Source organism: Rhizobium sp. AAP43, assembly GCF_001296045.1.
Lineage (GTDB): Bacteria > Pseudomonadota > Alphaproteobacteria > Rhizobiales > Rhizobiaceae > Allorhizobium.
This window is the reverse complement of the sequence record NZ_LJHS01000005.1, coordinates 19,592-31,521: the sequence shown is the minus strand read 5'-3', so window position 1 is coordinate 31,521 and position 11,930 is coordinate 19,592. Positions and strand designations below refer to the sequence as shown.

The following is an 11,930-nucleotide window of genomic DNA, read 5'->3' as shown; positions in this document are numbered from 1 at the left end:
GCGATAGGGAAAGCCCCAAAATCAAATTGTGGACTTTTTTACTATAGTTTAATATCGCCGCAAGAGGCCAAACGGGAGTTGCAATTTCGTGCTCGAAGCCAGGAGTGTTACCGCGGGTTACGGCGAACTGCCTGTGTTGCAAGGTCTGTCCGCAGCATTTGCCCGGGGTCGGGTGACCGCACTTGTCGGCCCAAATGGATGCGGCAAGTCGACGCTTCTGAAAGCCATTATGGGCTTCGTACCGGTCTCGGCAGGTGACATTGCACTCGAGAACCAGGCGATCCGTGGCCTCGCAAGGCGAACACTGGCGCAGCGTCTCTCCTATCTCCCACAGGAATCCCATTGCCCTGACTACATGACGCTCGGTGAACTGATCGAGCTTGCCGCCCATGCCCGCTACACGCTGGCCGGTGGCCCCTCGGAGAAGGATCGGGCTCTCTTTCGCCAGTCGCTGGAGATCGTCGGCCTCAAGGACAAGGCGCATTGCCAGGTCAATGCCCTGTCGGGCGGCCAACGTCAGCGAGCCTTCATCGCTATGGTTCTGGCGCAGGACACTGAGGTGATCCTGATGGACGAGCCGGTCAATCATCTCGACATCAAGTATCAGTATGCCGTGCTTGGCCTGATCCGCGAACTTTCGGTGCGCCATGGCAAGACAATCGTCGTCGTGCTGCATGATCTCAATCTGGCCGCCGCATTTGCAGACGATGTCGTCATGCTGCGGGCGGGCCGGGTCGTCGCGGCAGGCCCCGTTGCATCGACCATCACCGAAACCACCATCGCAAGGGTCTTCGACCTTGAGACTGAGGTGTTCGTCCGCGATGGCAGACTGGTCTGTCTGCCCCAAATCCGGTTGCAGGAAACCGCAGCAGCATGAACAACCGCCTGCTCTTTCTCGCCTTGACGCCCTGTGTGCTTGCCTTCGCACTTCTCGCCCATCTTACCTTCGGGGCAACGCGTTTCCCGGTAAGCGAGGTCATAGAGACCCTGATCCGTCAACAGGCGGACACATTCGAGCAATCCGTCATCCTCTATCAGCGGCTCCCGCGAGCCCTGATTGCCATCTATGTCGGGGCAACGACGGCCGTGGCCGGCGCCGTTTTGCAGGGGCTGACCCGCAATCCACTGGCATCCCCGTCGACGCTCGGCATCAATGCAGGCGCAATGCTCTTCGTCATCGCGGGCGCCTATCTCTTCGATCTCGGCATGGAGGCTCAGGGCATCGCAGCCCTTGCCGGCGGCTTTGGCGGCTTTTTCGCCTGCCTCCTTGTCGCGCGTGTGGCAGGTCGCCGGAATGATCCGCGCGGGCTGGCACTCATTCTGGCCGGCACGCTGGTCTCCATGCTGCTTGTCGGCCTGACCAACGCCTTCCTGCTCTCCGATCCTGCCCGCCGTGCCGATTTTCTCGGCTTTGTCAGCGGCAATATCAACCATGTCTATGCCGACCGCCTCGCAGCCTTCTGGTGGATCGGTGCCTTGGCGCTTACGGTTCTTGCCATCCTTGCCCGGCCGCTCACGCTCATTCTGCTGGGTGCGGAAAAGGCCGCCTCGGCTGGCGTTCCCGCAACATTTGTATCCCGCCTCGCCCTCATTTCAGCAATGCTGGCCAGCAGTTCTGCCGTCGCAATCTGCGGACCGATCGGCTTTGTCGGCCTGATCGTGCCGCATCTTCTCAGACCCCTGGTCGGCAATGGCTTTGCAAGACTGCTGCCATCCGCCGCCCTGACCGGGGCTGCGCTTTGCCTGGCGGCAGATCTTGCCGCGCGCGAAGCGTTCCAGCCCTTCAATGTTCATACCGGTCTCCTCATGGATCTCTTCGGCGGACTGGTCTTCGTCGTCATCGTCAAGCGCTACTATCTCTCCCCCGCGCGAAGGGAGTTGTCATGAGACGCGACAGGGCTACCGACGGCAAGCCGATCATACGGTTGACCAGCGGATTGCAGATCGGCGAAGGCAACCTTGCAGCAGGCCTTGGCTTGATTGCCTTGGCCCTTGCGCTCGCTTGCCTCTCCACCGGGCTTGGGTCGACTGAGACCGGAATGCCGGATCTCTTGCATTCGCTCGCCGGTGGCGCACTCCCTGACGCCGAAGCCTATGCGCTTTGGAACGTACGCCTGCCCCGCATCGTGCTCGGCTTCATGGCCGGCTGGAGCGTGGCGCTGGCCGGTGCCATGCTGCAATCGCTTGCCCGCAACCCTCTGGCCGATCCGGGCCTGTTCGGGCTCAGCCAGGGCTCGATCACCATGATCATGCTGCTCCTTGTCTTTTTCCCCGCAGCATCGAAGCTCCTTGTGGCTTTCGCTGCGGTCGGCGGGGGCCTGGCCGTCGCCCTGCTGCTGATCGGTCTTGTCGGTGGAGAAAGGTCGAGCGGGCTTGCAATCCTGCTCATGGGCATCGCCATCGAAACCATGCTGTCGGCGCTCGCCTCGGTCCTGCTGCTCTATACGCCGGCGGAAACATCCTATGCGCTGTCCGACTGGCTCGCGGGCTCGCTGTTCCATGCCGACTGGCAACTGATCGGCACCTTCGCACCACTGTTCTGCGTCACACCGATTGGCATATTTCTGATCGGCCGCGCACTCTCGGCCTATGATCTTGGCAATGACATGGCGATGGCGCTCGGCGAACCAATCGCCCGTTCGCGGCCCTTGGTCCTTGGGTTTGCGGTCCTTCTCAGTTCCGCAGCCGTGACTGCCGTTGGCCCCCTCACCTTCCTCGGCGTGCTCGCTCCGCAACTGGCGGGCTATGTTTCCCCCGCCATCGGACGGGCCCGTCTTTTCCTCTCTGCACTCACCGGCGGGATCCTGGTGGTCGGCGCTGACGCCCTAACACGCGGGATCGGTGCCGATATGCCGATGCCGATCGGGCTCGCGGTGACTCTGATCGGCGTGCCGCTCTTTGTCGTGGCGCTTCGCCTACAGGCGCTGCGCAAGATGCATTCCCACTGAAAGGCAAGAGACCATGCGTTTGACGATACTGCTTGCAACCCTGCTGCTGGCTGGCACAAGCCTTGCCGGCGAGCGCGCCTTGACTGACGACGGCGGCCGCAAAGTCACCATTCCGGAAAAGCTTGAGCGCATCGTCGTGATGCACGAAGCGCTGCTCGGCCTTCCCCTGATGGATCTCGGTATCTCGCCGGTCGGCAGCTACGGTCGCGGCGATGACGGCAGATCTCTGACGGCAGTGGACTTCATCGACACGGTTCTCGGCCAAGGCCACGACAAGCCGAAAGGCATCGGCGCCGTCGGCCAGATCGATCTTGAAAAACTGCGCGCACTCAACCCGGACCTGATCATTGGTACGGAGCGTGACCTCGATAAACTTGCCCAGCTTGAACCGCTGGGGCCGGTCTATATCCAGAATGTCAGCACCGGCAAGGCGCGCGGCTTTAGCGTTGAAGCCGAACTCGCCGATGTCGTCGGTGCGCAGGACGCCCTTGCGACGCGCAGGCAAACCTATCTCAACCACCTGGAAAAAGTTCGCCAGAAGATGCCGCCCAAACAGGGCGCCACCTATCTCGCACTGATCGTGCATGATCAGATCAATCTCGTCGGAGACATGTCCGGAGCCGTCCAGGCGATCGAGGACCTCGGTTTCGCCCGCCTACCAATGGAAGGACTGGTTCCCGGTGCCGGCATGGGCTCGACCTTCTCCCTCCCGATCAACGCCGAGAGCTTCGGCCGTCTCGACCCGGATCTGCTGGTGATCATGAACAGCTATGCCGGCAAGGACCGCTCTGAAGCGGCAATCCGCGCCCGGCTCGACAAGCTCTTGCCAGGCTGGGACAGGTTCTTGAAGCCGGTCCGCGAAGGGCGCGTGCTGTTTCTCGATTCCGGCGAAGTCGCAACGCCGACGATTGCCAGCGCCGAACATACGCTGGACGCCTTCGAAGCGGTGGCGGACCGCTAGGGAGCTCCGCTCCAGACACCAAAAAAGGGCTGCGGACATTTCGGTCCGCAGCCCTTTTTTTTAATCTCAAGCAGTCAGGCCTTAGAACGTGCCTCTCACACCGATGCCAAAGAGCCGCGGCGTGGTCATGCTGGCCTCGATACCGCCGCCTTTGCCGCGATTAATCTGGACATAGGTCGGAGCCCGCTCGTCGAAGACGTTCTTCACATAGCCATAGACTTCCATCTCGTCGCGGATCTTGTAGCTCGCCCGCACATCCGCCAGCGTATAAGCATCGACCGCATAGGCCGCGCTGTTCGCATCGTCGGAATAGTAGTTGTCGAGGTGGCGAGCTTCAGCCGAAAGGTTGAACTTCTCGGTCACGTCCCAGCTCGCGCCGAAGCTCACCATATAGCCTGGCGACTTCAGGAAGTTGTTGCCCTCAAGGGCTGCCGAAGCAGACATTTCGTCGATCTCGGTGCGCAGAAGGCCAGCGCCGCCCTTCAGAGTCAGGTTGTCGAGTGCGCGGTATTCGAAGGCCGCTTCCATGCCATAGGCATGCGCCTTCTCGGCATTGATGGTGTAATATTGGGTGACGCCACTGGCGAGCAGTTCGCCGAAGGGCCGCTGGGCATTCTTGAAATCCATGTAGAAAATGTTGGCATTGACGAAGAGCTTGTCTTCCAGGAGTTCGGCACGGGTGAACAATTCGTAGTTGGTCACCGTCTCTTCTTCAAAGGTCAGCCAGGCATTCGGGCTGCGGCGCAGGGATGCACCGCCCGGATTGTAGCCACGGCTGATCAGGCCCCCGACGGTCCAGTCCGGCGTGACGTCATAGGCCAGTGTCAGCTTCGGCAGGATGGCGTCAAAGGTCTCGTCATAGTCGAGTTCGCCAATCCCTGTATAGGTGCCGGCACGCTGGATGTGGTCGCGCTGATAGCGAAGACCGCCGGTGAGCGTCCACTGCTCGGCCAGCTTGTAGCTCAACTCACCGAAGATACCCAGATTGTCCTTGGTATCGTCAAAGGTCGTGATGCCGCTGAAATTGAGGTATTCATCAGAGGTCGTGTGCGCATAATAAACCCCGGCCATACCGCTGAGCACATCGTCCTCGGAGCCGAAATTGACCCGCGATTCATGCGAGATATTGGCCTGCTCGACCACCGCATTGCCATTGGTTGCAGGCTCAGCCAGGCGCTCGACATCCGACGCGGAATACTGCGTCTGGTTGAACCAGCTGATGCCGTTATCAAAGTCATAGGTCACGTCGAGGATCGCCGTATTGGTGCGCTGGTCCCAACTCGGCATGGTCGTTGTATAGCTTTCGAGATCGTCATAGGGCTGCTGAGCCGCCTCCTGGCTCGGACGATTGCCCGAGTTGTGGGAAAGCGTCAGCTTGGCCGACAGACCGGGAATTTCGGAAGGCTCCCACAACAGCTTGCCGCGCGCGTTGAAAGCATCGAAGTTCTGGTCTGTATCGCCCTGCAGGAAGGCAGCATTGACATAGTCGATGAAGGTATCGCGGCCGGCATAATCGATCGCGATACGGCCTGCCAGTTCCTCGTCGATGATCGGGCCTGACAAGGCGACCGAGGCGCGCTTGGTGTTGTAACTGCCGATTTCGGCCTGATAGGAGGCCTCCGGCGTGAAGGTCGGATCCTTCGAGTTGACGATGATCGCACCGCCGATAGCGTTTGCCCCCTGAGACGTGGTCTGTGGGCCGCGGAAGACCTCGATGCTGTCGACATCCCAGATCGACGTGCTGCCATAGATGGACTCGAAATAGTTCATGTAATGACCATCGAGATTGACGCTGGCCCGCGGCACCGTTCCCGCAAAGAAAGCACCGGACCCAGTGTTCGGCCCTTGGGAATCCTGACCTCGGATAACCGGGGCACCGACATTGTCGGTGTAGACGACGTTCGGCACATCCGTGATGGCTTCCGCGATGGAGGCGTTGCCGGCTTCCTCCTTCTTGATGTCCTCTTCCTCCTTGACTGCAACCGAAGAGGCCGTGTCGCTGAGGCTGCGTGCGACCTTTTCGCCGGTCACGACAATCGCATCCAGAACCGTCTCGTCCCCGGCGGCATCCTGCGCGAATGTGGCATAAGCAGGCAGCGACAGCGCAATGGCGCTAGCGCTCAGCATCAAAATTCTACTTGATCGCAAAGACATGAAAATCCCCTCAACAACGCGTCATTCGATTCAAACTTGACAACTTGAATCAACATTAAAACCGACATGTCAACGGGAAGAGCGCAATTCGCATTGGTTGCATCGTATTTGTTTCTTTTTTGCCACAATTAGAACGCCACCAGCCCAGGGCACGGTTTCCGATTTGTCTAAGCGGAACGGGTAGCCAGATATGAATCGATATAAATAACTGTTTTTAAACGATAATTAAACCGATATTCATGATGACAAAATAGACCGCATACGCGGGTACCCGAGACAAGGCCGAGAGAGCGCATTTCGCAAACCTCTCCTCAACACGTCAATCAATAATTGCAATGACAGGAAATCCATGGATCTCGATAGTCCGATCCAGCGTCGCAATCACAAAACATGACTATTAGATACAAGTTTATTGCGCAAGCGAAAATCGCCTGCTAGGGTTTCGCCCGATCCGTCACGGCAACCCTGAATGGACCCAGATATCGTGACCAGGCCACCCTTATCGTTGATCGTCGAAAGATGGACCGCATGACCACAAATGCCCTTGCCATGTCGCTGGCCGACAGAACACCGAAAAGACACCGGCACACCGTGCGCCTGCGCCACCTGAAAGTGGCGCGTGTAGAGCAGCTCAGCCACGCCCTGGTGCGTGTCATTATGGCCGGGCCGGAGCTCTCAGGCTTTTCCAGCCTCGGTTTCGACGATCATGTGAAAATGTTCTTTGCTGCTCCGGGGGAGGCCAAACCGCGTCTTCCGACTGTGGGACCAAACGGGCTGGAAATGCCGGAAGATGGCCCCCCTCTCCTCGGCCGCGACTACACGCCACGCAGCTTTGATCCTGAGACAGGCGAGTTGGCGATCGACTTTGCCATCCACCACGACGGCCCGGCCAGCAATTGGGCGAGGGCTGCGAAGCCTGGCCAGTCCGCCTGGGTTGCCGGTCCGCGTGGATCATTCGTTGTTCCACTCACATTTGACTGGCACCTGCTGATCGCCGACGAGACGGGTCTTCCGGCGCTGGCCCGGCGTCTTGAGGAACTTCCGGCCGGAACGCGCGCACTCGCTTTGATCGAAGTCGAGGGACAGGACGACGTGATCCCGCTTCAGACAGCAAGCGACGCATCGATCGTCTGGGTCCACCGTCACGGCAGCGATCCCAACCAGACAGGCCCATTGCTCGAAGCGCTCACCCGGACCGCACTGCCATCGGGTGATTTTTTCGGTTGGATCGGCTGCGAATCCTCGACGGCCAAGGCCTTGCGCTCATTCCTTGTGACGGAACGCGGCGCCAATCCGAAGTGGTTGCGCGCTTCAGGCTACTGGCGGCGCGGAGATGCCGGCGTCCACGACCATTTTGACGATTGAGCGGCCCACCTCGGCCGGCTCCATAAGAATACAATCGACTGAAGGAGGAACCCGACATGTCCGCAGAAGCACAGCGTGCGATGTCGCATGCCCATGATCAACAGAACCTGAGCGGCACGGAAGGAGTAACACCTGCAAATCTTGCATCCTTGCCTCCTCGCATGACAGTGCCATCGGATCACGAGGAACATGTCTGGCTTCAGCAGATGCAGGATCCAGACGGTATTTTCCGACACCTGATCGCCTACAGGATCGCGGGGAATGTCGACATTGTGGGACTGGCCGAGTCCGCACGAGAACTGGCACGCCGCTGGTCACCGCTCGATAGCCGCTATCGGTTTGAAGACAGCGGCCAGCTGCTCCGCCTGAATGTATCGAAAGGATTCGATGCCATAGAAATCCTCAGAGCCGATACGCTCGCCGACGCAGCTCGCCAGGCGCTCGCCCTTCAGGCCAAGGCCTTTGATCCGGAACGTGATGCCCCGTTCAAGCTGCTCCTGATCCTGTGCAGCGCAGAAACCTTGCTGGTGCTCCTCACGCATAGGCTGATCGAGGCGCTGTGCCCGCCGGAGACCATCCTGCGGGGCCTAGGCGCAGCCTATGCCCGCCGGCCCCTACCAGAATTGCCAGCGCCGAAGGCGACAGGGGCGGACCATCCGTCCGAAGGATCGCCCATCGCCTGGCTGCGCCGCGCCGATATCACCGATGTCGTGGTCTCCAGCATGCATGACGATGCATCAGCTGAAGCGGCGGGCCCAATTGCTCGCCGATACAGCGCCGTCCTGCCGCGTAAGCGCCTTACTGGGCCCGTCGCCACCGAGACAGAACCGATGCGCCTTCTGGCAGCACTTGGTCCAGCCTTTGCTCGCTTCGTTGCCCTACTGGGTGGCCATCCCGAGATAGACCTGGAACTTTCGCGCGATCCGGAAGCGAGCCTCGGCGAGCCCGGCCTTGGCTGCACTGCCGCAACGTCTACCGTGATCCCGATCCACACCAATCGACCGCTGACGGAGGCGCAGGACGCCATTCTCTCGGGTGAAGCCCAGACACCCCATTCGGCGTCCCCTGGCCCTCGCGTTTCGGTCACCTGGCTCAGCGACCCCAACCCTTTCTTCGCCGTGCCTGACGTGACGCTTCATCGCCTGCCGCTGCCGACATTGATCGCGCTTCCCGATCTCGGGCTCGGCATTACAACGCTGCCTGACGGCAACCTCCTCCTGGAACTGACGACGGGCCAGGCCCTGTCGTCAAATGCAGGCGCGTTTCTCCTGGAACGCTTCGTCATTGCCCTTAACGATCCGGCCTTGCTGGATGGCCAGTCGGCGATCTCGATGATGGCAACACCTTTGGCAACAGCACCGTCTAATGCGCCAGCCAAACCCAATGACCCCGCGAAGAACGAAGCTCAGACGATCGAGGCCTTGATCCTCGCTGCCTTCCGAGAAGCGCTGGGCATGCCGGATATGAGCGCAACGGATGACTTCTTCGATCAAGGGGGGCACTCTCTCATTGCCACTCGCATCATCGGTCGCCTTCTTGGCAACCATGGGATCGAGGTGCATTTCAACGACCTGTTCAGTCACCCGACAGCTGCATCACTGGCTTTGCATGCCCGCCGGGTCGATGCAGCAAACCACGGGCTACCCGAGACCCAGACGGACTCGACTGACAGCCGCCGGGCGCCCCTGTCTCTGGCCCAGATGTCGCTGTGGAAGGCCTATGCCGCATTCGGCTTCAACGAAATCTTCAACATACCCTTTGCACTCGACTTTCTCGATCCGGTCGACGAGCGGGTCTTCGAATGCGCCTTCCTCGACATCCTCGAGCGTCATCCAGGCCTGCGCACCCTCTTCCACCCGGACGGCGACACCGTATTCCAGGAAGTGGTGCCGATGTATGACATCCCGGACTACAGGTGGTTCTGGACCAGCGACGAAAGCATCGGCGTCGAGCGCAATGCAGAAGCCGGACACCACTTCGACCTGGCCCGCGAGCTTCCAATCCGGCTTCGCTTCCTGAAAGATCCAGAATGCGGCCGACAGACACTGTCCTTCCTCTTCCATCACATCGTGCTCGACGAATGGTCGGTGAACCTGATGATGGACGAACTCGTCGACGCCTATCGGGCCCGAAGCGCAGGCCAGGTCCCGCAATGGGCAACGCAACCCGCGCCGTTCCACGAATTTGCCCGCAAGCAGCACCAAGCTGGCGTCAACGCCGAGCATCTTGCCTACTGGACCGACATGCTACGCGACGCGCCGACGAGTCTGCCGGTACTTGGCTCGGACGGTAAGCAGACTGCCGATGCAGAGGCAGGCCCCTCCTCCGCCGCCGGCGGCTGGGTGGAATTCAAGCTCGACAGGACCGTGACCGAGGGCCTTTACGCGACGGCAAGGGATATGAGCGCCTCGCTGTTCAACGTTGCCTATGCGGCCATTGCCGCGTCCCTCTTCCGGCTCGGCGGCGTCAAGGATCTCGTCGTCGGCACCTCCGCGTCCGGGCGGATCGACCAGGCGTATTTCGATACGGTCGGTTACTTCACCACCGTCGTCGCCCACCGCTTGCGCTTCGATCCATCAACGACAGCTGGCGACCTGATCACCATGATCAAGAACACCGTGAACGGCTCCCTGCCTCATTCGGAGATCCCGATCGACCTGATCGAGGAAGCACTCGGCATGACGCCCGGCCGCGATCATCTCTTCGAGGTGTTCATCCAGATCCATGCCAAGAACAAGTTGAATGGCGTGCTGCAATCGGCAGACGGACGTACGATCGAGTTCCGCCAGGTCGATCCAGAGCGTCACGAGTCCCTGCTTGGACTGCATTTCGAGGTGATGGAGGAGATGATCGGCGGCGAAAGGTCGATCCGCGTGCTAATGAGTTACCGCGCCGACCATTATGGCCCCGAGCAAGTCGAAAACATTCGCACGACGACCCGCGACATGTTTGCCTGCTTCGCAACGAAAGCCACAGCGACACTTCCGGTTTCAGCGCTTCTGGCCACGGCCTGACCCCTATTCCAACCCATTAGAAAAGGCCGGCTTCGCATGCGAAGCCGGCCTTTTTTCGTGTCCGCCAATAGCTGAGCGTCAAGCGCCCGTAAATTCGGCTTGAACCTGGGAAACCAATGCACGAGCATCAGCGGCAAGCCCGGCCGGCGACAGGGCAAGCCGCAGCAGATGTGGCAAGGCGTTCTTGTGGCGCTCGAATTCGGAACCGTCGAGCACGGCTGAATCGGCGTCCAGCCGCAATGTCAGGTCGCTGCCATCATCGGCCCCGCGGAACGTCAGGCTGTAGCCTTCACCGGGACCATTCGCGAGAATATGCCGGGAGACCTGGAGATCTGGGAAGGCCGGCGCGCTGAAAGGCAAGACATTGATGAGCGGCGAAAAATAAAAGCGGCTTCCCTCGGGCATTTCCCGGTCCGTAGCGATCTGCTCGATGCGGTAGCGGCCATGCATCCGCTGCTTGCGCAAGATCGCGGCAGACCTTTTGAGATAGGCCGAAACCGTCTCGCCTCGCTCCAGCCGCACAAAGAAGGGAAGAATGTTGACCAGCATGCCCGGCATATGCGCGCCCACGCTGCCCCAGCGGCTCATGAAGGGAAGCCACAGCGTCAGGACCTCGCCGTCTGCCGTCTTTTGACGCGGCAGCGTCTCGTGAAAATAGAGCCCGGCCGTCAGCACCAGCAGATCCGGCCAGCCGATCCCAAGTTCCATGGCCGTTTGCCGAAGCTGATCCGGCAGGGTGTCATCGAGATCGGAAACCCCCTCGAATGTGCTCGCACCATAGCTTTCGTCACCCTTGTAGATCACCGGCAGATCCGCAGCCCCTTCGAGATAGGCCTGCCAGAAGGCGCGATCGGCCGCATGACGGTGGCTCTGCCGGTAAGCCTCTTCCTCTGCGATAAAACTCGCCAGCGAATGGAAGGGTGGCCCGGCATCCTCTCCATCGCGAAAGTGCCGGTAAAGCTGAGCGCAGCGATGTTCGACCAGTGACAGTCCGAACCCATCGACGATGATGTGGTGGGCGCGGATATACCAAAGATGATGATCTTCGGAGAGGCGGATCAGAAATTGCGCGGATAGCCTGTCAACTCTCAGATCGAGCGGCGCTTTCACATCCGCCTCCATCAGCCGTCGCGCCTCGGCCATAGGGTCTTCCCGATTACTGAAATCGAAGATCTCGACCGGCGGGCGGCATGCCGGATCGCAGAACTGCTCTGGCGCGTCGCTCTTGCCTCCATCACGGAAACGCACCCACAGGACTTCAGCCTCGGCAACGGTGCGCGAAATCGCAGCTGACATGGCCGCATGATCGAGCGTGCCCTTAAGCACGATGCAGTGGGCAACGGTCGAGACGGGCTCATCGGGATGGAAGAGAAACTCCTCCCAGAAATCGAGTTGCGGCAGGGTCAACGGCATCCATTGGCCGGCAGCTTGGATATGCGACACGAAGGATCTCCTCATGGACTGTCATCAGCGATGGGCGCCCGGCCA

Annotated in this window: 8 protein-coding genes; 6 read left to right on the top strand and 2 right to left on the bottom strand. The window is 60.3% G+C overall.

What is annotated here, in order from left to right:
* Positions 1-88: 88 nt before the first annotated feature.
* The 4 genes from IP76_RS03700 to IP76_RS03685 are packed head-to-tail and all read left to right on the top strand — an operon-like array spanning position 89 to position 3,909.
* A complete protein-coding gene (locus IP76_RS03700; protein ID WP_054156848.1) occupies positions 89-877 on the top strand; it encodes an ABC transporter ATP-binding protein in 789 nt (262 codons plus the stop codon).
* A complete protein-coding gene (locus IP76_RS03695) occupies positions 874-1,887 on the top strand; it encodes an iron ABC transporter permease (protein ID WP_054156847.1) in 1,014 nt (337 codons plus the stop codon). Before IP76_RS03700 ends, IP76_RS03695 begins: the two co-directional genes overlap by 4 nt.
* Positions 1,884-2,948: an iron ABC transporter permease gene (locus IP76_RS03690; protein ID WP_054156846.1), complete on the top strand. Its 1,065-nt coding sequence runs from the start codon at positions 1,884-1,886 to the stop codon at positions 2,946-2,948. Before IP76_RS03695 ends, IP76_RS03690 begins: the two co-directional genes overlap by 4 nt.
* Positions 2,949-2,961: 13 nt before the next feature.
* Entirely contained in the window at positions 2,962-3,909 is a 948-nt protein-coding gene (locus tag IP76_RS03685; protein ID WP_054156845.1) for an ABC transporter substrate-binding protein, read from the top strand.
* Positions 3,910-3,990: 81 nt separating this feature from the next.
* Here IP76_RS03685 and IP76_RS03680 read toward each other — a convergent pair whose 3' ends face one another.
* Positions 3,991-6,036, bottom strand: coding sequence for a TonB-dependent receptor (locus IP76_RS03680; RefSeq protein WP_245281376.1), 2,046 nt, complete (start codon positions 6,034-6,036; stop codon positions 3,991-3,993).
* Positions 6,037-6,591: 555 nt separating this feature from the next.
* Between IP76_RS03680 and IP76_RS03675 the strand changes: the two genes are divergently transcribed.
* Together IP76_RS03675 and IP76_RS03670 are read left to right on the top strand one after the other, a co-directional pair.
* Positions 6,592-7,428 carry a siderophore-interacting protein gene (locus IP76_RS03675; protein ID WP_197278303.1) on the top strand — a complete coding sequence of 279 codons (837 nt, stop codon included), beginning with the start codon at positions 6,592-6,594 and terminating at the stop codon, positions 7,426-7,428.
* Positions 7,429-7,484: 56 nt separating this feature from the next.
* Positions 7,485-10,442, top strand: coding sequence for a condensation domain-containing protein (locus tag IP76_RS03670; RefSeq protein WP_054156842.1), 2,958 nt, complete (start codon positions 7,485-7,487; stop codon positions 10,440-10,442).
* Positions 10,443-10,520: 78 nt separating this feature from the next.
* Here IP76_RS03670 and IP76_RS03665 read toward each other — a convergent pair whose 3' ends face one another.
* Positions 10,521-11,885: a condensation domain-containing protein gene (locus IP76_RS03665; protein WP_082352393.1), complete on the bottom strand. Its 1,365-nt coding sequence runs from the start codon at positions 11,883-11,885 to the stop codon at positions 10,521-10,523.
* Positions 11,886-11,930: the final 45 nt, after the last annotated feature.

Coding starts and splice junctions, on each gene's coding strand:
- IP76_RS03695 (WP_054156847.1), top strand. CDS start 874: ATGAACAACCGCCTGCTCTTTCTCGCCTTGACGCCCTGTGTGCTTGCC.
- IP76_RS03690 (WP_054156846.1), top strand. CDS start 1,884: ATGAGACGCGACAGGGCTACCGACGGCAAGCCGATCATACGGTTGACC.
- IP76_RS03685 (WP_054156845.1), top strand. CDS start 2,962: ATGCGTTTGACGATACTGCTTGCAACCCTGCTGCTGGCTGGCACAAGC.
- IP76_RS03680 (WP_245281376.1), bottom strand. CDS start 6,036: ATGCTGAGCGCTAGCGCCATTGCGCTGTCGCTGCCTGCTTATGCCACA.
- IP76_RS03675 (WP_197278303.1), top strand. CDS start 6,592: ATGACCACAAATGCCCTTGCCATGTCGCTGGCCGACAGAACACCGAAA.
- IP76_RS03670 (WP_054156842.1), top strand. CDS start 7,485: ATGTCCGCAGAAGCACAGCGTGCGATGTCGCATGCCCATGATCAACAG.